Origin of the sequence: Chromobacterium sp. Rain0013 (genome assembly GCF_015291765.1) — a bacterium.
GTDB lineage: Bacteria > Pseudomonadota > Gammaproteobacteria > Burkholderiales > Chromobacteriaceae > Chromobacterium > Chromobacterium haemolyticum.
Genome location: NZ_CP031514.1, coordinates 372,024 through 393,887, shown reverse-complemented (window position 1 = coordinate 393,887; position 21,864 = coordinate 372,024). Strand labels below are relative to the sequence as shown.

Annotated in this window: 12 protein-coding genes; 7 read left to right on the top strand and 5 right to left on the bottom strand. The window is 65.1% G+C overall.

Annotated elements, in window-relative coordinates; genetic code table 11:
• The first annotated feature begins 130 nt into the window (after positions 1–130).
• The 6 genes from DXT74_RS01940 to DXT74_RS01915 all read left to right on the top strand — a co-directional run bounded on the left by DXT74_RS01940 (position 131) and on the right by DXT74_RS01915 (position 13,782).
• Positions 131–7,264 (top strand): Ig-like domain-containing protein, encoded by a 7,134-nt coding sequence (locus DXT74_RS01940; RefSeq protein WP_194427181.1) that lies wholly within the window; start codon positions 131–133, stop codon positions 7,262–7,264.
• Positions 7,265–7,316: 52 nt separating this feature from the next.
• Positions 7,317–8,840, top strand: a complete 1,524-nt coding sequence (locus DXT74_RS01935; protein WP_194427180.1) for a TolC family protein — start codon at positions 7,317–7,319, stop codon at positions 8,838–8,840.
• Positions 8,837–9,598: an efflux RND transporter periplasmic adaptor subunit gene (locus DXT74_RS01930; protein WP_194427179.1), complete on the top strand. Its 762-nt coding sequence runs from the start codon at positions 8,837–8,839 to the stop codon at positions 9,596–9,598. The genes DXT74_RS01935 and DXT74_RS01930 overlap by 4 nt, the downstream gene beginning before the upstream one ends.
• Positions 9,599–9,605: 7 nt before the next feature.
• Positions 9,606–10,937, top strand: coding sequence for an efflux RND transporter periplasmic adaptor subunit (locus DXT74_RS01925; protein ID WP_194427178.1), 1,332 nt, complete (start codon positions 9,606–9,608; stop codon positions 10,935–10,937).
• Positions 10,938–10,939: 2 nt separating this feature from the next.
• On the top strand, positions 10,940–13,048 hold the full coding sequence (locus DXT74_RS01920) for an HlyD family efflux transporter periplasmic adaptor subunit (protein ID WP_231138253.1): 2,109 nt from the start codon (positions 10,940–10,942) through the stop codon (positions 13,046–13,048).
• Positions 13,049–13,245: 197 nt separating this feature from the next.
• Positions 13,246–13,782, top strand: a complete 537-nt coding sequence (locus DXT74_RS01915; RefSeq protein WP_081555958.1) for a GNAT family N-acetyltransferase — start codon at positions 13,246–13,248, stop codon at positions 13,780–13,782.
• A 91-nt stretch (positions 13,783–13,873) separates the two neighbouring features.
• On the opposite strand, the gene DXT74_RS01910 is transcribed toward DXT74_RS01915, so the two are convergent.
• Positions 13,874–14,206 carry a hypothetical protein gene (locus DXT74_RS01910; RefSeq protein ID WP_043642328.1) on the bottom strand — a complete coding sequence of 111 codons (333 nt, stop codon included), beginning with the start codon at positions 14,204–14,206 and terminating at the stop codon, positions 13,874–13,876.
• 80 nt (positions 14,207–14,286) lie between these two features.
• Complete coding sequence (locus tag DXT74_RS01905; RefSeq protein ID WP_019104296.1) at positions 14,287–14,874, bottom strand: phage tail protein; 588 nt, start codon at positions 14,872–14,874, stop codon at positions 14,287–14,289.
• A 324-nt stretch (positions 14,875–15,198) separates the two neighbouring features.
• On the opposite strand from DXT74_RS01905, the gene DXT74_RS01900 reads away from it, so the two are divergent.
• Positions 15,199–17,469: a DNA internalization-related competence protein ComEC/Rec2 gene (locus tag DXT74_RS01900; RefSeq protein WP_194427177.1), complete on the top strand. Its 2,271-nt coding sequence runs from the start codon at positions 15,199–15,201 to the stop codon at positions 17,467–17,469.
• A 54-nt stretch (positions 17,470–17,523) separates the two neighbouring features.
• Here DXT74_RS01900 and DXT74_RS01895 read toward each other — a convergent pair whose 3' ends face one another.
• The 3 genes from DXT74_RS01895 to DXT74_RS01885 are packed head-to-tail and all read right to left on the bottom strand — an operon-like array spanning position 17,524 to position 21,808.
• Positions 17,524–18,417 carry a response regulator gene (locus DXT74_RS01895; protein WP_081555956.1) on the bottom strand — a complete coding sequence of 298 codons (894 nt, stop codon included), beginning with the start codon at positions 18,415–18,417 and terminating at the stop codon, positions 17,524–17,526.
• Positions 18,392–20,980 carry an ATP-binding protein gene (locus DXT74_RS01890; protein ID WP_114153468.1) on the bottom strand — a complete coding sequence of 863 codons (2,589 nt, stop codon included), beginning with the start codon at positions 20,978–20,980 and terminating at the stop codon, positions 18,392–18,394. The genes DXT74_RS01895 and DXT74_RS01890 overlap by 26 nt, the downstream gene beginning before the upstream one ends.
• Before the next feature lie 45 nt (positions 20,981–21,025).
• Positions 21,026–21,808 (bottom strand): ParA family protein, encoded by a 783-nt coding sequence (locus DXT74_RS01885; protein WP_043642438.1) that lies wholly within the window; start codon positions 21,806–21,808, stop codon positions 21,026–21,028.
• Positions 21,809–21,864: the final 56 nt, after the last annotated feature.

Genomic DNA, 21,864 nt, shown 5'->3' with positions numbered 1-21,864 from the left:
TTAAGCCGAAATGATCGGGGAGAGCGTGATGGGTTGGTGGAAATCAGCGGGGCAATCGCAAGGCAGTCATAAGAAGACACCGGTTCTCAAACGCTCCCGCCTGTTATTGCAGGCTTTGGAGCCCAGGTTGATGTTTGACGGCGCGGCGGCGGCCACGGCCGCCGCCGCCTCGGCGCATGCGGACGCGCCGCACCCCGTGGAGCGCCCGGCTCCGGCGGAGGCGCCCGCCGCGCCGCGGTCCGCCGCGGTGGAGCGGCTGGCGGAGAAGTTCGCCGCGGCCTTGGCGCCGGTCGCGCCGGCCAAGCAGGTGGTATTTGTCGAGTCCAATGTCGTCAATTACCAGAGCCTGTTGTCGCAAATGCCGGCCGGCATGGAGGTGGTGGTGTTGGACGCCGGCAAGGACGGCCTGAGCCAGATTGCCGAGTGGGCCAAAACCCATCACGGCTACGCCGCCATCCACGTGATTTCCCATGGACAGAGCGGAGATCTGATGTTGGGCAGCGTGGAGCTGACCACCGCCAAGCTGGATAGCCGCCAGGCGGACCTGAAAACCATAGGTCAATCCTTGCGGCCGGACGGCGATATTCTGCTCTACGGCTGCGATATCGCCGCCGGCAGCAGCGGCGCGGCCTTCGTTAACGCCTTGTCCCGCTATACCCATGCCGATGTGGCCGCGTCCACCGACGCCACCGGCGCGGCAAGGCTGGGCGGCGACTGGACGCTGGAGCGCAACAGCGGCCATATCGACGTGGATGCATTGCATTTCAGTTACGACGCTCTGCTGGCGCGGCCGGTAACCGGCACCACCGATTTCACCACATCGGACGGCAACACCTATAACCCATCCGGCAGCGTGGTGAACGCCAGTCCTTTGCAAGGCTGGGATTTCACGTTGCAACTGGGCGCCACCAATAACGGCGGCCAGACGATCATTGTCGAAAAAGCCGGTTCGGTCACCACGGAAACGGTGGACGGCTATAGCGACGGCAACATCCCCATCTCCTATTTCAGCGTCAAGTCCAACGACAGCAGCCGCTTTACCTTGAACTCCATCGGCGTGGTGCTGAACGGCTTCGACTCCGGAACCGCCGGCGGCAATCTGCAACTGGTCGGCTATATCAACGGTTCCGCGGTCAGCGGCGCGACGCTGGCGCAGAACGTGGGCGACGTGTTGCAAGGCAGCGGCGGGTTGGTGACTTTCAACGTATCCGGCAACAGCGCTTTCCAGGGCATTGATTCCTTCCGGGTACTGGCGGCCAACGGTCACAATGTGACCGGCATGATAGGCATCGGCGCCATCAACGCCATCAATTTCGGTTTTGCGCCGGCGCTGACCGCCAGCGGCGGCTCCAGCGCTTACAGCAGCGGCACCGGCACCGCTGTGACGGTGGACAGCGGCATCACTCTGTCCGATTCCGACAGCACCACCCAGGCCAGCGCCACAGTGTCCATTACCGGCAACTTCCACAGCGGCGAGGATGTGCTGGCCTTCACCAACAATGGCAGCACCATGGGCAACATCACGGCCAGTTATAACGCCGGCACCGGGGTGCTGACGCTGACCTCCAGTGGTGCGACGGCCACCCTGGCCCAATGGCAGGCCGCCTTGCGCGCGGTGACCTATTCCGACAGTTCGCTGTCGCCCAACACCAGTTCCCGCACCATCAGCTTCGCCATCAACGACGGCGCGATCAACAGCAGCGCGGTGACCAAGACGGTGACGGTGGCGGCGGACGCCGCGCCGGTGATAGGCAACCTCAACGGCGACAATCCCACTTTCACCGAGAAAGGCGGCGCGGTGAAACTGGATACCGGCACCGCGGTCACGGTGACGGATAGCGACACGCCCAACTTCAACAGCGGCAATCTGACCGTGCACATTTCCGCCAACGGACAAAGCGGCCAGGATGTGCTGGGCATCGACACCAGCGGCACGGTGACCTTGTCCAGCGGCACCAGCGTGGGCAGCGTGGTGACGGTGGGCGGGGTGAGCATAGGGGTGATCGCAAGCAATGGCGATGGTGTCGGCGGTCACGACCTGATCGTCACCTTCAACAGCAACGCCACCCCGTCGCGGGTGGCCACGCTGGTGGCGGCGCTGACTTACAACAACACCAGCAACGACCCCAACACCGCCACCCGCACAGTCAACGTCAGCGTCAACGACGGCCGCGGCGGTACGGGCTCCAGCAATGTGACGGTGGCGGTGGCGGCGGTCAACGACGCGCCTACCACCAGCGCCACGGCGAGCAACCCCACCTTCGCCATGGGCGGCTCCGCGGTGGCGGTGTTCAGCGGCGCCAGCGTAAGCGCGGTGGAGTCCAGCCAGAGCATCATCCTGCTGACCCTGACTGTGTCCGGTTTGCATGATGGCAGTAGCGAAATCCTATCCATAGACGGCAGCAATGTGGCGCTGACCAACGGTAACTCGGTCACCACCAGCGGCAACGGCCTGAGCGTCACCGTCTCGCTCTCCGGTGGCACCGCTACCGTATCCATCAGCAGCAGCGGCATATCCGGCAGCACCGCGGCCAGCGTGGTCAACGGCATCACCTATCGAGACAGCAACGGCAGCCCCACCGCCGGCAACCGGGTGGTGACGCTGACCAGCGTCAAGGACAACGGCGGCACCAGCAATGGCGGCGTCGACACCACCACGCTGGCGCTGGCTTCTACCGTGAACGTCGCCGTGGTGCCGGTAGTGACCACCAGCGGCGGCAGCGCCGCCTTCACCTCCGGCGACAACACTGCCTCCACCCCGGTGGCGGTAGACAGTGGTCTCACCGTCGCCGACAGCGCCAGCCCCACCCTGGTCAGCGCCACCGTTTCCATCTCCGGCAACTTCCATAGCGGCGAGGACGTGCTGGCTTTCAGTAACGACGGCAGCACCATGGGCAACATCACCGCCAGCTACAACAGCGGCACCGGGGTGCTGACGCTGACGTCCAGCGGGGGCACCGCCACGCTGGCGCAGTGGCAGGCGGCTTTGCGCGCGGTGACCTACACCGACAGCGCGGTCAGTCCCAACACCGCCACTCGCACCATCAGCTTCCAGGTCAACGACGGCAACGCCAGCAGCAGTGCCGTGACGCGCACGGTGACGGTGACCGCCACCGATCAAACCCCGATCGCCACCGCCAGCGGCGGCAGCGCAGCCTTCACCGCCGGGGACAATACGACGTCCACCCCGGTGGCGGTGGACCCAGGTATTACAGTCAGCGATCTGGACAACACCACGCTGGCCAGCGCCACGGTGTCCATCAGCGGCAACTTCCAGAGCGGTCAGGACGTGTTGGCTTTCAGCAACACCAGCGCCATCACCTTCGGCAACATCACCGCCAGCTACAACAGCGGTACCGGGGTGTTGACGTTGACCTCCAGCGGCGCCACGGCGACGCTGGCGCAATGGCAGGCCGCACTGCGCGCGGTGACCTACACCGACAGCGCTGTGACGCCCAACACTGCCACCCGCACCGTCAGCTTCCAGGTCAACGACGGCAGCAAGAACAGCGTGGCGGTGACTCGCAGCGTGACGGTGGCCGCCACCGATCAAACCCCGATCGCCACCGCGAGCGGCGGCAGCGCGGCCTTCACCGCCGGGGACAATACGACGTCCACGCCGGTGGCGGTGGACACGGGCATTACGGTCAGCGACCTGGACAACACCACGCTGGCCAGCGCCCGAGTGTCCATCACCGGCAACTTCCATAGCGGCGAGGATGTGCTGGCCTTCAACAACAGCAATAGCAGCACCTACGGCAACATCACGGCCAGTTATAACGCCGGCACCGGAGTGCTGACGCTGACGTCCAGCGGCGCCACGGCGACGCTGGCGCAATGGCAGGCTGCACTGCGCGCGGTGACTTACACCGACACCGCGGTGACGCCCAATACCGCCACCCGCACCGTCAGCTTCAGTGTCAACGACGGTAGCAAGGATAGTGCCGCGGTAACACGCACGGTGACGGTGGCGGCGACGGACCAAACGCCGATCGCCACCACCACTGGCAGCGCTGGGGCTTATGTCGTTGGCGGCGGAGCCACGCCGGTGGACGGCGGCCTCACCGTTTCCGATCGGGACAACACCACGCTGGCCAGCGCCATGGTGGCGATTACCGGCAACTTCCATAGCGGCGAGGACGTGCTGGCCTTCAGCAACACCAGTAGCAGCGCCTTTGGCAATATCACGGCCAGTTATAACGCTGGCACCGGGGTACTGACGCTGACGTCCAGCGGCGCGACGGCCACCTTGGCGCAATGGCAGGCGGCCTTGCGCGCGGTCACTTACAACGACACTGCGGGTTCTCCCAACACCGCCACTCGCACTATCGGTTTCAGCGTTAGCGACGGCATCAAAACCAGCGCGACGGCGAGCCGGGCGATAGCGGTGCAGCTAGTGCCGCCTAGCGTCAGCGGCTTGACCGCCGGCACCGATACCGGCAGCAGCCATAGCGATGGCATCACCAGTAACACCACGCCCACGGTCACCGGTACCGCGATCGCCAACAGCCTCGTCACCATCTATGTCGATGGGGTGCCGATCGACGGGGTCACCGCGGATGGGAGCGGAGCATGGAGCTACAGCTTCGTCTCCAGCCTGACGTCCGGCTCGCACGCTATTACCGCCGTGGTTAGCAGCGGCGGGGTCAGCAGTGGTCAATCCAGCGCCTATAACGTGGTGATCGACACCAGCGCGCCGTCCACGCCGTCCGGTGTGGCGCTGAATAGCGCCACTGATACCGGGTCCAGCCACAGCGATGGCATCACCGGCAACAACCAGCCCACGGTCACCGGCACGGCGGAGGCCAATAGCACTGTGACGGTGTACGTGGACGGGACGGCGGTGGGCACGACGACGGCGGACGGCAGCGGGGCCTGGAGCTATAACATCGCCACGCCCCTGAGCGACGGCAATCACAGCATCCGCACCACCGCCACCGACCTGGCCGGCAACGCCAGCGGCCAGTCGACGGCTTACAGCATTACCGTGGATACCGCAGCGCCTGCGGCGCCCAGCGGCGTTGGCCTGAGCAGCGCGACTGATACCGGCTCCAGCCACAGCGATGGCATCACCGGCAACAACCAGCCGACGATTACCGGCACGGCGGAGGCCAATAGCACGGTGACAGTCTATGTGGACGGTACTGCGGTGGGCACGACGACGGCGGACGGCAGCGGGGCCTGGAGCTATAACATCGCCACGCCGCTGAGCGACGGCAATCACAGCATCCGCACCACCGCCACCGACCTGGCCGGCAACGCCAGCGGCCAGTCGACGGCTTACAGCATTACCGTGGATACCGCAGCGCCTGCGGCACCTAGCGGCGTTGGCCTGAGCAGCGCGACTGATACCGGGTCCAGCCACAGCGACGGCATCACCGGCAACAACCAGCCGACGATTACCGGCACGGCGGAAGCCAATAGCACGGTGACGGTGTACGTGGATGGCATGGCGGTGGGCACGGCGACGGCGGATGGGAGCGGGACCTGGAACTTTAACATTGCCACGCCGCTGAGCGACGGCAATCACAGTATCCGCGCCACCGCCACCGACCTGGCCGGCAATGCCAGCGGCCAGTCCACCTCGCGCAGCATCACAGTGGACACCAGTGCGCCTGCCGCGCCTAGCGGCGTTGGCCTGAGCAGCGCGACTGATACCGGGTCCAGCCACAGCGACGGCATCACCGGCAACAACCAGCCCACGGTCACTGGCACGGCGGAAGCCAATAGCACGGTGACGGTCTATGTGGACGGCACGGCGGTGGGCACGGCGACGGCGGACGGCAGCGGGGTATGGAGCTACAACCTGAGCAGTGCTCTGACGGATGGCAATCACAGCATCCGCACCACCGCCACCGATTTGGCGGGCAACGCCAGCGGTCAATCGACGACCTACGTCATCACGGTGGACACCACCGCGCCGAACCGCCCGGCGAATACTGGTCTGACCCAGGCCACGGACTCCGGCTCCAGCAACCGGGACGGCATCACCAACGTCAACCGCCCCAGCGTCACTGGCTTGGCCGAGGCTGGCAGCAAGGTGGCTGTGTTTATCGACGGCGTGCAGGTAGGCACTGCCACCGCCGACGGCAGCGGCGTCTGGTTGTTTAATCTGAGTCAGGCGTTGGCGGACGGCAACCATAGCGTGCGCGCCACGGCTACCGACGTGGCCGGCAACATCAGCGCGCAGTCGGCGTCGTTCACGTTCACCGTGGATACCGTCGCGCCGGCGCCGCAGTCCTTCACCCAGTTGGACCCGGTTTCCAGCTCCGCCAGCAGCCTGCGCTACGACCTGGTGCTGAACAAACCCATTGTCGGCCTGAATGCCAGCGATCTGAGCGTGATCACCAGCGGCGGCGCTCGCGCCAGCATCGGCAATATCATCCGCATCAGCGATAGCCACTATGTGGTGCAGTTGACCGGGGTGGGCGGCGTAGGCTCAGTGGCGCTGGCGCTCAAGTCCGGCGCGGCGGCTGATCTGGCCGGCAATGTGACCCAGCAGCAGACGGTGGCTCCAGCCTATCAATTGAGCTCCGCCACCACGGTGGTGCTGCCGCCGCTGCAGCCGGCGGAAGCGACGCCGCAGCCCAACACGGCGCCGGTCATCAACATCGCGCCCATTACGCCCAATATCGTGCTGGCCGCGGTGAGCGGCGTGGGCAACGGCCCCGCGCAGACGCCGCAAGGCCCTGTCGGGCCTCTGACGAGCAATCCCGTCCAGGTTTCCTTTGGTCAGGACCGTTTTGCCCCGACGCCCAGCGAGCCGTTTGGACGCGGCAACGCCGGTCTACCCTTTGTTTCCAATCTGGGCGGCACCTCGGGCGCGCCGCTGCAAGTAATGCCGGATTTGGGCGTAAGGCCGCTGGTGGCCGGGCAGGGCTTCAACTTCAGCCTGCCTCCCGGCACCGTGATTACCCGCAACCCGGACGCGGTGCTGAATATTCAGGTGCGTCAGAGCAATGGTCAGCCGCTGCCGGCCTGGCTGAAGTTCGATCCTCAGACCGGCCGTTTCAGCGGCACGCCGCCGGCGGGCTGGAACCGATCCCTGTCTTTGGAAGTGACGGTCAGCGACCAAAACGGCCATCGCGGCGTTACGCATATGCAGTTGAAAACCGGCGCGGGCGAACGGGCGGCCGCGGCAACGGCAACGGAGAAGGTCGCAGCGGCTGGCAAGCCGGCTTTGCATGAGCAATTCCGCCAGCACGGCAGACCCGCGTTCGACCAGCAGATCGCCGAATGGCTGCAGGCGGAGGACGTGGTTTGACCGCGGGTTTCATCCATAACTTCACTAAACAAACAAACGCGCAGGGGACGATATGAAGCAACAAACACAGGGGGGAGGGGCCGGCCTCGGCGTTCTTCGAACGCTGGCCGCGCTGACCGCGTTGGCTTTGACCGGTTGCGCGGTCACGCCCACGCCGATGAGCCTGGGAGATCGCCAAGCCACGCTGGCGGCGGACCGCCAGGCCATGTTCGGCAGCCAGGAGCCGCTGGCCGGGCCGGTAACCTTGCAAGAGGCGATGGCGCGCGCGTTGAAGTACAACCTGGATTACCGGGTCAAGTTGATGGAAGAGGCGATGGCGCAGCGCCAGCTGGACCTGTCCAGCCTGGACATGCTGCCCAAGCTGGCGCTGGCCGCCGGCTACACCGCGCGCAACAAGGACAACGCCTCCTCGTCGCAGAACGTCGCCACCGGCGAGCAATCGCTGGTGCCGTCCATCTCCTCGGAGAAGCGCAGCCATACCGCGGACCTCAACTTGAGCTGGAACGTGCTGGACTTCGGCGTCAGCTACTACACCGCGCAGCAGCAGTCCGACCGCATGCTGATCCTGCAGCAGCGCAAGCGCAAAGTGGCGCAGCAATTGATGCAGCAAGTGCGTGAAGCCTGGTGGCAGGCAGTGGGCGCGCAACAGCTGGAGGGCCGCATCGATTCGCTGCTGGCCGAAACCAACCGCGCGTTGGAAGACGCGAGACAGGTGGAGAGGCAGAAGCTGCGCGCGCCGCTGGAAGCGCTGAACTACCGCCGCCAACTGCTGGACGTGATCCGTCAGATGGGCATGATCCGCAACGCGCTGGCCCAGGCCAAACCCAAGCTGGCCGCCATCATGAACGTGCCCCCGGGCACCGATTTCAAGGTGGCGGTGCCGGAAGGGCTGCCCACGCCGACCTTGGGGCTGAACCTGGAGCAGATGGAGGAAATGGCCCTGCTGAACCGACCGGAATTGAACGAGGCGCGTTACAACGAGCGCATCGGCGTCACCGAAACCCGCAAGGCCATCGCCAAACTGCTGCCGGGCCTGGAATTCAGCATCGGACAGAACTACGACAGCAATAAATTCCTGGTCAACAACTCTTGGAGCGACGCCGGCCTGCGCATCAGCTGGAACCTGCTCAATCTGTTCAGCGCCGGGCCGATCACCAAAGCCGCCGACGCCCAGCTGCAAGTGGCCAAGACCCAGCGCATGGCGCTGAACATGGCGGTGTTGACCCAGGTGCACGTGGCTTATCTGGACCTCAAGGGCCGTTCACGCCAGTTCTCGCTGGAGCAAGAGCTCAACGACGTGGAACAACGCATCTACGTGCAGAACCGCAACGCCACCGACAGCGGCGTGCAGGGCCGCCTGCCGGCGATCCTGGCCGACGCCAACGCGGTATTCTCTACGCTGCGCTTGTACCAAAGCTACGGCGATCTGCAAAACGCCTACGGCCAGATGGGCTCCAGCCTGGGGATGGACCCGCTGCCGGAAAGCACCGCCAGCTATGATCTGCCGGCTTTGTCCGCCGCCTTCAAAGGCGCGGAAACGCGTTGGCAGGGGCAGGTGGCGGGGAGCAAGCCATGAAGTTGACGGTATTTCGGACCGCGGTTTGCCTGCTGGCGGCCGGCTGGGCTCAGGCGGCGACGCCGCCGGCCAAACCGTTGCCGACGCCGGTGACCAACGCCAGCGACGGCCGCATCCGCGTGCAGTTGATGGCGCGCAACGCCGTGACCCTCTCCGGCGAGGTGGCGGCCAAAATCGCGGCCTTGCCGGTGCCTGAGGGCGCCAGTTTCAGCAAGGGCCAGGCTCTGGTGCAATTCGACTGCGGCAGTTATCGCGCCCAGCTGCGCAAATCCCAGGCCTCGCTGGAGGCCGCCAGCCAGTTGCTCAAGGTGAACAACCAACTGGCCAAGCTCAATTCCGCCGGCGCGTTGGACGTGGCCCAGGCCCAGGGCAAAGCCAAGGAAGCGGCCGCGGACGCCAGCTATATGCAGACCATCGTAGGCAAATGCGTGATCAGCGCGCCGTTCAACGGCCGCGTGGCGCGCCGCATCGCCGCCGTGCACCAATACGTCAGCCCGGGCAATCCGGTGTTGGACATCGTCGATTCCGGCTCGCTGGAACTACGCATGCTGGTGCCGTCCAAATGGCTGGCCAAGCTCAAGCCCGGCAGCAAGTTCACCGTGGCGGTGGACGAGTTGGGCGCCAGCTTCCCGGCCAGGATAGAACGCCTGGGCGCGCAGATAGACCCGGTCAGCCAGTCCATCCTCGCGGTGGGCATCATCGAGGGCAACGGCGCCAGCCTGTTGCCGGGGATGAGCGGCTGGGCCAGCTTCAAGTAGGCGGTGCATGGGGCACGCCGATAGAAGCCGGGAACTGGCCGGCCTGCTGCAGTTGCTGCATCGCGCGCGCGACGCGGTCAGCGCAGAGCAGCTGGGTTTCATCATCGTCAACGAAAGCCAGCAATTGCTGCCATACCGCCAGGCGGCGGTATGGTGCGAGGGCCTGCATCGCCATGTGACCGCATTGTCCGGCCTTGCGGAGCTGGACCCCACCGCGCCTTACATGCAATGGCTGTCCCGCGTCTTCCGCCATTTGGCGGAGGTCGGCGGGCAGGAAGCCGGACAGGACAGCCGCTTGCTCGAAGCCGGCGACCTGCCGACGGCGCTGGCCGAAGATTGGTCTTCCTGGCTACCGGCCCACGCGCTGTGGCTGCCCCTGGGCGAGCAGGGCGCCTGGCTGCTGGCGCGGGAAATGCCGTGGAGCGATTACGAGCGCAAGCTGGCGGAAGAGTTGGCTCATGGCTATGGCCATGCGCTGCTGCGCTTCGCGCCCAGACGCAACTGGCGGGAGCTGGCGGGGCAATGGCTGAGGCCCGGCCGCAAGCAGAGGAGATTGCTCATCGCGGCGTTGTTGCTGGCCTGCATGCCGATACGCCTCAGCGTGTTGGCGCGCGGAGAGGTGACGCCGCAAAACCCGGTGCTGCTGCGCGCGCCTCTCAGCGGGGTGATAGACCGCATCCAGGTGCAACCCAATCAGCGCGTCAAAGCCGGCGATCCCTTGTTTGATCTGGACGCCACCTCGCTGGCCGGTCAGTTCGCCATGGCCGCGCGCGAGCGAGACGCCGCGCAGGAAAGCTTTCGGGCCAGCGCCCAACTGGCGGTCACCGACGACAAGGGCAAGCTGGCCATGGCGCAGGACCGCGCCAAGCTCGAAGAAAAAAGCATCGCCGCCGAATACACCGGCCTGGAGCTGCAAAGATTGCACGTCACCGCGCCCAGCGCCGGCGTAGTGGTGTTTTCCGATCGCAACGACTGGCAGGGCAAGGCGGTGACGGTAGGTGAAAAAGTGATGACCCTGGCGGACCCCGCCCATGTGGAACTGGCCGCCTGGCTGCCGGCGGCGGAGGCCATAGACGTGGCCCCCGGCGGCAAGATCACCCTCTACCCCAATGCCTCGCCCACCGAGTCCTATGACGCCGAAATCATCCGCGTCGCCTATAAGGCCGAGGCGGTGGAGGGCGGCCTGCTTGCCTACCGGCTGCAAGCCCGCTTCGTTGACGGCGACAAGCCGCGGTTGGGGCAGATGGGCACCGCCCGCGTCTACGGCGACTGGGTGCCGCTGATTTATTACGCTTTGCGCAGGCCGCTGACCGCCGCGCGGCAATGGCTGGGGTGGTGAGCATGCCATCTCCCGCCTTGCCCGCGCTGCGTCAGGAGCTGACGCTGCATCCCGGCCCGGTGCTGGCCGACGGCGCGCCCAGCTGGACCTTGCACGATCCCTGCGCCCACCGCTTTTATCAACTGGGCTGGGCCAGTTTCGAAATCCTGTCGCGCTGGCGGCTGGGCACCGCCGAGGCGGTGCTGCAAGCCGTCAATGCCGAAACCACGCTGCAACTTGGCGCTGAAGACATTGAAGCTGTGCTGTTGTTCTTGTCCCGCCATCAACTGCTGCAGGCCGCCAGCGTCGAGCAGAACGGCTGGCTGTGGCAGTTGCGCGAGGCCAACCGCCCCAGCCGCGCGATGTGGCTGTTGAAAAACTACCTGTTCTTCCGGGTGCCGCTGTTGAGGCCGGAGGCTCTGCTCAATCGCCTGCTGCCGTGGACCGGCTGGCTGTTCCATCCGCGTTTCTGGCTGGCGATGGGAGCGGTGCTGCTGCTGGCGTTGGCCTTGGTATCCCGGCGCTGGGACGAGTTCACCCATACTTTTTCCGCCTATGGCGGGGTCAGCGCCGCCATTGGCATCGGCTTGTCGCTGAGCGTGGCCAAAATCCTGCACGAAATGGGGCATGCGCTGACCGCGCGCCACTTCGGTTGCCGGGTGCCGGCCATGGGGGTGGCGTTTTTGGTGATGATGCCGGTGCTCTACACCGACACCAACGACGCGTGGAAGCTGAACTCGCGCCGTCAACGGCTGCTGATCGGCGGCGCCGGCATGCTGGCGGAGCTGGTTCTGGCCGCTTGGGCCACCTTGTTATGGAGCTTCTTGCCGGACGGCCCATTGCGAGCCGGGGTTTTCCTGTTGGCCACTACCACTTGGCTGGCGACGTTGGCGATCAACGCCAGCCCCTTCATGCGCTTTGACGGTTATTTTTTGCTGGCGGACTATCTTGGCCTGCCCAACCTGCATAACCGCGCTTTCGCGCTGGCGCGCTGGCAGTTGCGCAAAACGCTGTTGGGGCTGGACGACCCGGTGCCGGAGCACTTCCCGGCCGCGCGCCGACGCGGGCTGATTCTGTTCGCGTGGGCCACTTGGCTGTACCGGCTGGTGTTGTTTCTTTCCATCGCCTTCCTGGTCTATCACTTGTTCTTCAAGGCCTTGGGCATGCTGTTGCTGGCGGTGGAGCTGGGATGGTTCATCGCCCGCCCGGTGGTGGGCGAACTGATGGTGTGGTGGCAGCGCCGAACCGATCTGCGCTGGGGCCGCGCAACCCGCCGCAGCGCCGCGGCCTTGCTAGTCCTGATGCTGGCGCTGATTCTGCCGTGGCAGCGCGAGGTGGCCAGCCCGGCCGTGCTGGGCGCCTTGCAGTCCCAGGGTTTGTACGCGCCGGCGGCGGGCGAAGTGGCCGAAGTGTTGGTGCGCGACGGCCAACTGGTCAAGGCGGGGCAGGTCATGGCCAGGCTCAGCTCGCCGATGCTGGAGGCGCAACTGGCGCTGGCCGGCGCCCGCGAGCGAGATCTGGCCTGGCAGACCGCGCAGCAACCGTTCAACCTGGAGCTGCAACAGCGTGGCCCCGTCTTGCACAAGCAATGGCAGGTGGCGCAGGAACAAGTGGCCGCTTTGCGCCAGCAAATGGCCAGGCTCACCCTGGCGGCGCCTTTCGCCGGTCGGGTCGTGGACGTCAGCGACGCGCTGCGCGCCGGCACCGCGCTGGCCGAGGGCGAGCACCTGCTGGATGTGGTGGGGCCCGAAGGGGTCAAGGGCGAAGCCTTTGTCGAGGAGGCGGCGCTGAACGGACTCAAGCCGGGGCATGTCGCCCGCTTCGTCGCCGACGGCGGGGAGTTTTGGAGCGTGGAATGCAGGCTGGGCCAGATCGACAGGCTTAATCTGCCCTTGCTGGATCAGCCCTTGCTGGCCTCTACCTATGGCGGGCCGGTTCCCACTGAGCAACGGGACCGCGGCCTGGTGCCGCTGGCGGCCACCTTCCGCGTGCGCCTGGAGCGCTGCGACCGACGCGGCGCGCCGCTGCGGGAACTGGCCGGCGTAGCGAGGCTGCAAGGCGAGCGTTACAGCTTGCTGGAACGCGGGGCGCGTCAGTTGCTGGCGGTGTTTCGCCGGGAAGCGGGGTTGTAAGAACCTGCTCAAAGCTTGCTGCGCTTCGGCGATACGGCGTTAAAAATGAGCTCAAAATGCTCATGCACCGTGCGCGCACTCCGCTTTCTCAGCCGTTTTCGCCTGATTTGCAAGATCTTGCGCGCGCTGGCGCGTAGAACGAAACGGGCGCGCCGCCGGCGCGTCCCGCAACAGGTTTTGGAAAGGAGCCGTTCATCATGTCCTCATTCTTGAACACTTCCTCGCTGGCCGAAGGCTTGCATCTACGCCCGGCGCGGCATCTCGACGAGGCCTTCATTGCCGGCCTCTACCGCAGCGCGCGCCCGGACCTGCAACTGATAGACGGAGAGGAGGAACTGATCCGCACCGTACAGGAACAGCAATACCAGGTGCTGCAACGCGGCGCAGGCGACAACTATCCGGATGCGATGCACTTCGTCATCGAAAAAACCGGGACTAGCGTCGGCGTGGTGATGGTGGATTTCGGCCATAACGAAGTTCGCATCATCTTCCTGGCCATGGTGCCGGAAGCGCGCGGCCTGGGTTACGGCAAGGAAGTGCTGATGGGCTTGCAGCAGGCGGCCTGGCAAGTGCGCGCGCCGCTGGCGGTCGTGGTTTGGCACAGCAATGTGCAAGCGCGCCGGCTCTATCACCAATTGGGTTTTGTGCTGGAAGAAGCCGGCGACATGGCGGACAAGCTGGTGTGGCGACCCGAGCGCCACTCGCCGCGGGGCGAGGTTCGGGTCGGGTTGTAGCGTCGGCGGCCTGACGGGAGCGGCCACTCCCGGCGGGCCGGCTTAGAGCCTGTTTACGATCTTGATCGCGCGCGCGCCTTGAAGCGGCTGCTCAGTTGAAAGGCAGCTGGAAGTAGGCCAGCGCCGGGTCGCGTCCGGCGGGAATCACCCGACCTATCCATACCAGATCCAGGCGGATGGCGTCGCTGTGTTCGGTGGCGGGCAGCTCCAGTTGACCCACTGCGTCCTCTAGGTTGGTGGCGCCTTCGGCGGCCAGTTCCACCACAAAAGGCGTGCGCCGCGCGGTCTGGTGCGGCGATTGAGCCTGCGGCCGTAGCTTCACGGCCTGCACCTGCAGCGAAATATCGGGATGTTGCGGGTTGCGGAAGATGCAGTGTTTGCCGAGCAGATGCATGAAATCTTCGGCTTGGACGGTGGCGAGCATGGCGAGATCCCCCTGAAGACAAAGGCCGCCGCCCCTGCGCGGAGAGGCGGCCGGAAGCGGCGCAACGCCGCGTATTGTGATTATGGACGAACCGGATACAGGCCGTTGATGGCGATACAGAAATTCAGCGCCAGGAAGGGGTTGAGCACGCTGACCGGAGCGTTGCCGCCGGTCAGATCGGTATTGCCGGTGGCGGACAAGCCCTGCACCGAAACCGGATTGTTGAGCGCCGTGGACCAGATGGTGGCCAAGCCGGTGCCGGCGCCGGAAGCGCCCAAGTAGGGGTTGCTGGCGCTGGGCGCGCTGGCCGGGGTGGCCGGCGTCGGCGTGCCGGCGGCGTGGAAGGTTACTGCCATGGAGGTGGCGGTATGGGAGTGAGCCGGCAAGTTGGCCACGCTGAGCGCCACGTTTTGAGTGCCGCCGAACTGGCCGGGGTTGTAGGCAGGCAGATTATAGGCGGGCTGGGCGGGGCCGGTGCCAATGGCCATGCGGCCGGTCAGGTTGGGCAGCTTGAAGTTTTGCGACGCGGTGCCGCCGTAGAGCGTGCCCAGCAGCGAGTACAAGGCTTCGTACTGCGATACCTGATAGGTCTGGCCCTGGCACAGCGCCCAGTCTTGCGGCGCGTAATTGAAGCCGTAGACCGTAATAGTGCCCATGTATGCGTCCATGTGTTCCTCCTGCGAGTGATCCGCCTGGCGGTTGCCAGATGGGAAAACCGTGTTTCAAAGTGAAGCCGGCTGCCGCGCTTGAGACCGCTTGGAGCCAAGCGGGGCTTCGCGGCGACCGGGCGTTTTTGAAAGCGCTTGTCCTAGGTGTAGCCCAGCGCCCTGTTAATGCAATACGCATTTCCACTGCTTATTTTTTTGATATTTATCTGCTACGTGTTGGGTTTTGGCGTGAAAAAAATACATATAGCATGATGATTGGCTAGTGGTTTAGTGAATGTGTTTAATAGATTGCGATGGCGCGGCATCGCTGTCTAAGATGCCGGCATGCTTGTCTTGATCGCACTGCTATGCGGCATTGCTATTTGCGCCGCCTTGCCGGCCTTGCCCGCTGCCACGGGGTGCTTGGGCCTGGCTGTGGGCGCTGCGGCGCTGGCGGCTTGCCTGCCGTTGCGGGCGCGGCCTTGGGCCGCCCTGATTCCCGCCTTCCTGCTGGGGCTAGGCTATGCTGCCTGGCGCGCCGACTACCGCATGGCGCAGCAACTGCCGGCCGATTGGCAGCAGCGGTCCATCGTTTTCGTCGGCGAGGTGCGCGGCCTGCCGCAGGCCGGGGAGTATGGGACGCGGCTGATCATGGAGGTGGAACGCACGCTGACACCGGGCGTCAAGCTGCCGCAAACCGTGCGGCTTACGGATTTTCTTCAGCGCGATTGGCCAACAGGCAGCCGCTGGCGGGCGGAAGCGCGCTTCAAGCGCAGCCGCGGCACGGCCAATCCATTCGGTTTCGACGTTGAACAATGGCAGTGGTCGGAAGGCGTGTTAGCCAGCGGTTCGTTGAGACCGGGCGAGCGCCGGCTGGAGGACAGCCGCGCGCCTCTGGCCTGGGTGGATCGCGCGCGCGCCGCTCTGGTGGCGCGCATAGAGCGGGTGTTGGGCGAGTCGCGCGAAGCGGCCCTGATCGCCGCGTTGACGGTGGGCGCGCAGCAGCGTGTGGCGCGAGAGGATTGGGGTTTGTTCGCCGCCACTGGCCTGACGCATCTGGTTTCGATCTCCGGCCTGCACATCACCATGCTGGCGGGTTTGGCGGCGACGGCGCTGGCCTGGTTGTCGCGAAGGCTGCCGGTCTTAGGCTTTCCGCCGCGCTTGCTGATCGCCGGCGGGGCCTTTCTGACGGCGGCGGCCTATGCCTTGCTGGCTGGTTTTTCGGTGCCGACCCAGCGCACGCTGTTCATGTTGGGCGTCGGACTGGCCTCCCTGTGCCTGAGGCGCGGCTTGTCGCCGTTTCGCATCTGGTGGCTGGCCTTGGCGGTGGTCTTGCTAATGGATCCTTTCTGCGTGCTGGCGCCTGGCGTCTGGCTGTCTTTCGGCCTGGTAGCCGCCTTGATGGCCAGTTCCGTCGCCAGACGCCGCGCGCCGGGCAAATGGCGGGCGGCGTTGGCGGGACAGTGGGCGGCGGGCGTATGCACGCTGGCGCCGCTGGCTTGGTGGTTCGGCGGCATTCCGCTGGTGTCGCCGCTGGCCAACGCGCTGGGCATCCCCTATGTGTCGGTGTTGCTGACGCCGCTGGCTTTGGCCGCCGCCTTGTTGCCGTTGGAGTGGCCGCTGCATTTGGCCGCTTGGCTGGTGCGCGGCTTTTACTGGGGGGTGGAGTGGTTGGCGCAAGCGCCGGGCATGTCCTTGGCCGGAACGCCTCTGCCGCTGTTCTTGCTGGCCTTGCTTGGGTCGGTGTGGCTGATCGCCCCGCGAGGCGTGCCGGGACGAGGGTTGGCGGCTTTGATGTTGCTGCCGATGTTGGCTTATCAGCCCCCGCCGCCGGCACAGGGGGAATTCCGCGCCACCATGATGGATGTGGGCCAGGGCCTGGCGGTGCTGGTGCAAACTCGGAACCGTTCCTTGTTGTTCGATACGGGACTTGGCGGGGCAGAGAGAATCCTGTTGCCGCAGTTGCGCGGTTTGGGCGTCAAGGCATTGGATAGCCTGGTGCTGTCGCATCACCATAGCGATCACGACGGCGCCGCTGCCGAGCTGGCTACGGCCTTGCCGGTGGGGCGAGTGCTGGCCGGCCAGCCGGAGTCCTTGCCGGAGCTGGGGTTGAGCGGCGAGGGCTGCCGTCCTGGACAGAGCTGGGCATGGGACGGGGTGCGTTTCGATGTGCTGGGCCCGCCGGACACGGCGCCGGCCAACGACGAGAACGCGCAGAGCTGTATTTTGCGAGTGGCCGGCATGAAACACGCGCTCTTGCTCAGCGGCGATGCGCCGGAGGCGGTGGAGCGCATGTTGGCCGCTCAGCCTGGGCTGCGCCTGCGCAGCACGGTGTTGGCCGCCGGCCACCATGGCAGCCGCACCTCCACCGGGGCCGCCTGGTTGGCGGCGGCGCAGCCGGAAGTGGTCTTGATCAGCGCCGGGTACCTGAACCGTTACCGCCATCCGCATCCGTCGGTGCTGAGGCGGGTGGAGGAGGCTGGGATCGCCGTGTTGCGCACCGATCTGGACGGCGCGCTGACTTTGGAGTTCGGCGACGGGGTGGAGTGGAGCTGCCTGCGCGACAGCCAGCGCCGTTATTGGCGCGAGCGCGGCGATTGCGGCGAGCCGCCTTGAACCTAGAGCTTGGCGGACACATGGGGGACGCCGCGGCAGGCATGGCGCCGATTCTCATTCCCCGCTGTTGACGTGGGCCACCACGATATTGCCCTGCCCCTGGTAGTGCAAGCCGTCAAAGGAGAGTTTGCGCGCGATCAGGATGCCGCGACCGTGGCTGGACATCAGCGAGGCGGGTTCGGCGTTCTGGTAGCGTTCCCAATCAAAGCCCGAGCCCATGTCGCTGATAGTGAAACGCATCTGTTCCGGTTCGCGGCTGAAATCCACGGAGACCTGGCGCAGTCCCAGCACCGGGTCCTGCATGCGGCGAGCCAGCTCGGCTTCCCACTGCCCTTCGGCCATGTAGTGGCTTTTTTCGTCGAAGCTGATGTCCAGGTTGCCGTGCTCGATGGCGTTGACCAGTAGTTCGAACAGACCGGTGGCCACTCGCTCCGGATGGGCACAGGTTTTGGCCAACAAGGCGGTGATGGTTTGCGCTTCCTTGTGGCTGCGGCAGGTGAAGGAGGCCTTGTTCAGATGACGCAAGGCATCGACGTGCAGGTTGGCCAGCTCGCGGAAATGGGCGTAGCGGTCCCAGTGGCCTATCGCCGCTTCGACGATGGCGAGCAGCATGTCACGGGAAAACGGTTTGGTCAGGTAGTAGAAGGCGCCTGCGGCCAGCCCTTCCTGCACGCTGGAGGCCGCCCCCATGGCGGTTTGCATGATAACCGGCAAAAACTCAAGCCGCGGCTCGCTTTTGATGCGTCTGAGCACATCGAAACCGCTGATGCCGGGCATCATCTTGTCCAGCAGAACGGTGGAGAAAGTTTCGCCTTCGCGTTGCAGGATGGCCAGCGCGGTTTCGCCGTCCTCCGCCTGGACGACTTCGTGGCCGGCGTCCTGCAGCAGCTCTGCCATCAGCTCCAGATTGAAGGGTTCGTCGTCAACGAGTAGTAGTTTGTGGGGCATGGTTGGTGTCCTCCGTGGCGCCGGCTGGCCGGGTGCGCGGAATGATGAAGGTGAACAGCGCGCCGTGCGTCGGCAAATTGCTGGCGAAGATGCGTCCATGGTGGGCGGTGATGATTTCGCGGCAAATGGCCAGCCCCAGGCCGGTGCCGCCGGCGCCGGTCTTGGTGCTGCTGCTCTGGATGAATTTGTCGAAAATGCTTTCCAGCTCGGACTCCGGCACGCCGGGGCCGGCGTCTTCCACGGTGACGAGAATGTTCTCGCCGTCGGCGTCCTGGCGCAGGCAGGCGTTGACGCCGATTTCACCGCCGCGGGGGCTGAACTTGATGGCATTGGACAACAGGTTGCGCATCACTTGGCCGATACGGAAGGGATCGATGTCGGCGTTCAGCGGTTCTGGCGAGCAGTTCAGATCGATGCGGATCTCGTTGAGCGCGGCCAGCGGCGTCATTTCGTCGCAGATATCGCGCAGGCATTGGCACAGATTGTTGCGGCTCATGGTGTATTCCATGCGGCCCACTTCCATCTTGGCCAGGTCAAGCAAATCGTTGAGCAGCGTCAGCAGCCGGTTGCCGCTGCTCTGGATGCGGCTGAAGTATTGCGCCATCTTGTCGTCGTTCTGCCCGCGCGAGCGGGCCTGACCCATCTCGGTAAAACCGAGGATGGCGTGCAGCGGCGTGCGCAGCTCATGGGACATATTGGCCAGGAATTCGGTTTTGGCGCGGCTGTTTTCCTCGGCCAGCACTTTGGCGTGGCGCAGGGTTTCCTCCAGCGCGCGCTGAGCGGAGAAATCCTGGTACAGCCAGATGGTGCCGAGCTTGGGCACCGAGGGGTTGATGGCCTTGCCGTACAGCCGGCACCAGAACAGCTTGCCGGTGCCGGTGCGCAGTCTTTGTTCGGTTTGCACCACCTTGCCGTCGTTGAGCAGGCTGTACAACGCTTTGCCGGTGCGCTCCCATTGTTCCGGCGATTCGAAGAAGGGCATCGTGCTTTGGCCCAGGATGGCTTCCTCACGCTGCTCGAACAGATCGAGGAAGGCGCGGTTCACCTGGAGCAGGTTGCGGTCCACGATGTAGGCCATCGCCATCGGGCTGGCGTCCAGCAGCGCGGACAGCTGGCGGCTTTGCACTTCCACCTGCTCGGCCAGACTGTTTTTCAGCTCGATCAGCGCCGCTTCTTGTTCCTTGCGGATGGAAATGTCGCGGCAGACCACCACGTAGAACCAATCGTCCGGCAGGGTGACCCGGCTGAGCGAGAGCTCCACCGGCAGCAGATGCTCGTCGCTGCGGCGCAAGCTGGCTTCGAAGGGCCGGCCTTCATGCTCTTGGGCGATGTGTTCGAAGCTGCGCGCCGGATTGCGGTCGTACAACTCGTCCAGCAGTTTGCCTATCGGCAGTTGGCGCACCATGTCCGCCGACTGGCCGATCAAGCGAACCGCCGCCGGGTTGATCTGCAAGACCAGGCCTTGGTGGTCTATCAGGATGATGGCGTCGGAACTGGCCTGCAGAATGGCGCGTTGGCGCGCCTCGCTCTGCGCCAGCGCTTGCTCGGACATCACCCTGTCGTTGATTTGCTCGCGCAGCGTGCGCGTATTCATTTCCAGCTGCTGCTGGCTGCGCTTGAGCTGATCCTGCATCCGGCGGCGGGATTGGGCCTGTTGTTGCTGGAACCAGAACATCGCCAGCAAAAAGCCGGCGGTAGTGGCCAGGATGGCCCAGTGGGTCAGACGCATGCCGGGATTGGCCACGCCTTGAGGATAAGCGCCGAACAAGATCTCGTTGCCGCCCAGGTTGTGGCGAATGGTGTACAAGGGCGGCATGGACGGCAACGGCCGGGTGGGCTGAGAGTCCAGCAAGGGCGCGTCGGGCTGCTCCTGGGTCCAGGCGACAATGCGCACATGGCGCAAGGGGCTGGCGGTGCCGGGTTCGCGCTGGCTGTCCTGAATCAGCTTGTCCTTGCGCAGATTCAACAGCAGCAGCGTGTTGTCATCGTTTAGCCGCACCACGATGTCCAGACGGCTGCCATTGCTGCCGGGCAGCGTGGTTGGCATCAGCACCGGTTGGGTGCTGTGGCGCGCCAGGTCCATTTTGCGGCGGGCATTGCCGACGCCGCCCAGGTCCAGGCCTTGCGGCAAGGCGTTGCTGTCGTCAGGCAGATAACTGGAGATCGGATAGTACAGCGGGCGGCGCGGGCTGGGCGCCAGATGCCGGTCCTGGAGCACGCGAATACTATTGGCGATGCGGCTTTCGAATGCCTCGCGCTGCTCCGGGCGCACATATTCGATGATGCCCAGTCCGCCGAACGGCGTATCGTCGCGTATGGTGCTGCGCGCGAGCACGGCCAGAGAGCGTGGCTGGGGGCTGTTGGCCAGGCTTTGCGCCAGCACGGCGGAGTGGTCCAGCATCGCTTGCACTCGCACGCGCAGCAATTCGGCGCTCAGCTCGCCCCAGTAATGCTGACGGTCGATGAGCTCGGCGCGTTCATCGTTGATCATCAGCCAATATTCGGCGGACAGCAGGCCGACGCTCAGCAGGCCGCTAATCACCAGCGAGCTCAGGCGATTCAAGGAAAGCCGCCTCCGCGCAAGCCGGCAGACGGCGATCCGGGGCGCTTAGGTTCGCCGTCCATCCTGCGCCAGCTCCTGGTAAAGGGCCTCGAACTCGCGCGACAGTTTGTGGCGTGGGTCCAGGTACACCATGGGAAGCGCCGCATCGTGTGACTCCCGGATTTTCACGGATGAAGACAACGGAGAGGACAGCACCGGCAGGCCTTCTTGCTTAAGTTCCTCCACCAGGCGCACCGGCAAGCTGGCCCGGGCCTGGAACTGGTTGACCACGATGCCTTCAATGAACAGCTCGGGGTTGTGGTCGGCGCGAATTTCCTCGGTGTTCACTTTCAGGTTATAGAGGGCCTGGCGGGAAAAGGCATCGCAGTCGAAGGGAATCAGGCAGCGGTCCGCGGCGATCAAGGCCGAGCGGGTGAAGAAGTTTAAAGCCGGCGGAGTGTCGATCCAGATTTCGTCGAACTGGCCGCTCAAACTGTCCAGCGCTTCCTTGAGCTTGAACATTTTGTAGCGCGCCTCCAGTTTGCCCATCAGCTCGGCAAGGTCCGGGTGCGAGGCCAGCAGGCTGAGCCCGGGCAGCGGCGTGGCGCGGACGAAGTCAGAGGGCTCCTTGCTGAACATGGAGATATTCAGCATCTGCTCGAACAGGCCGGCCAGCGACGGCGCCTCGTCCCTAGCGGCGGAACCCATCAGATAATGGCTGGCGTTGCCTTGCGGGTCCAGGTCCACCAACAGCACCCGTTTTCCCTGCTTGGCGGCGACGGCGGCCAGGTTGACGGTAATGGTGGACTTGCCCACCCCCCCTTTTTGATTGAAGACCACTCGTCTAATCGCTTGCATGGGTGCTCCAGGCATGAGGCCGGTTGGGCGGCGTGGCCGCTACGCAG

Bases quoted from the DNA above. Each gene is read 5' to 3' on its own strand.
- DXT74_RS01940 (WP_194427181.1), top strand. From the start codon at position 131: ATGTTTGACGGCGCGGCGGCGGCCACGGCCGCCGCCGCCTCGGCGCAT.
- DXT74_RS01935 (WP_194427180.1), top strand. From the start codon at position 7,317: ATGAAGCAACAAACACAGGGGGGAGGGGCCGGCCTCGGCGTTCTTCGA.
- DXT74_RS01930 (WP_194427179.1), top strand. From the start codon at position 8,837: ATGAAGTTGACGGTATTTCGGACCGCGGTTTGCCTGCTGGCGGCCGGC.
- DXT74_RS01925 (WP_194427178.1), top strand. From the start codon at position 9,606: ATGGGGCACGCCGATAGAAGCCGGGAACTGGCCGGCCTGCTGCAGTTG.
- DXT74_RS01920 (WP_231138253.1), top strand. From the start codon at position 10,940: ATGCCATCTCCCGCCTTGCCCGCGCTGCGTCAGGAGCTGACGCTGCAT.
- DXT74_RS01915 (WP_081555958.1), top strand. From the start codon at position 13,246: ATGTCCTCATTCTTGAACACTTCCTCGCTGGCCGAAGGCTTGCATCTA.
- DXT74_RS01910 (WP_043642328.1), bottom strand. From the start codon at position 14,206: ATGCTCGCCACCGTCCAAGCCGAAGATTTCATGCATCTGCTCGGCAAA.
- DXT74_RS01905 (WP_019104296.1), bottom strand. From the start codon at position 14,874: ATGGACGCATACATGGGCACTATTACGGTCTACGGCTTCAATTACGCG.
- DXT74_RS01900 (WP_194427177.1), top strand. From the start codon at position 15,199: ATGCTTGTCTTGATCGCACTGCTATGCGGCATTGCTATTTGCGCCGCC.
- DXT74_RS01895 (WP_081555956.1), bottom strand. From the start codon at position 18,417: ATGCCCCACAAACTACTACTCGTTGACGACGAACCCTTCAATCTGGAG.